Annotated in this window: 1 pseudogene; it reads right to left on the bottom strand. The window is 39.4% G+C overall.

Features of this window, described 5'->3' with window-relative positions:
- Positions 1 to 479 (bottom strand): annotated as a pseudogene (locus tag ACS8FD_RS18080) (hypothetical protein); the annotation flags it as partial.
- Between the last annotated feature and the right edge of the window lie 423 nt (positions 480 to 902).

The raw sequence follows: 902 nt of genomic DNA, 5'->3' as shown, positions 1-902 counted from the left end.
CTTGGATTATCAATAATGACTACCGCCAGTGGTGCTTGCTGCCGTACTTGAGCATTGAGACGCCATGTCATGTCTTTTATAGTCTCTTGAACCCAAGGATCATGCTCCATCTTGGCACGGCCATTGATATTTTGTAGTGACCACTCACCCAGCAGCTTGTTTTGATACTGGTCAGCGAAGCTTAAACCCTGACCTTGCAAATTTGGTAGCTGTAACTCATCAGATTTTTCGGTTTGCCAAGTGCCATACGTTGAGCCTGTCATTAATGCTGATGGCGTTGATGATGTTATCGGCTGCGGGGTAACAGTAGCAGCATAGCTCTGATGATCAACAAGTAGCGGGAGCACAAGCAGGCCTGCATACCGTAATATAGGCTTTTTGCATAGCCAAGATAACCGCCACAATCGAGTCTGCGGTTTGTCGGCTGTACGCTGATCTGCTATAAGCTCGTTGCTTAAAAGGCTATTTAAATAATTCAAAGGTATGTCCTGTTCTATTAGCTACTAATGGCCATAGCGTTTTTTGACTATACGAGGTTGGCTATACAAGGTCAATTTTTATGATGATTTTAATAGCTCAATCATAGCGTTGACTATATTCAACTGCTTTTGCTCTACTACAGTTTGTTATAATATAACCGTTATTTCAAAATAGTTATGTTTCATATTGACGATGTTTTTACTTTGCAGTAATTTGCAACGATTTTAAACGTTGGGTTTTAAAGTTTAATTAATCATGGCTCAGATGTTAAGGATTTTATCTATGTCTGCAAAAGGCAATTTAAATACTACGATATACATACCTCATCAGGTCTGTTTACAGCAATCATTATCTGCTACCGAGCAAGATAAGATTGCGTCTTTACTGCGTTTATTACCAACCTACTACATCAATTATATTGA

Source organism: Psychrobacter sp. 1U2, from assembly GCF_051847575.1.
Note: the sequence above shows the minus strand (reverse complement) of the source record. Positions and strands in the feature narration are given on the sequence as shown.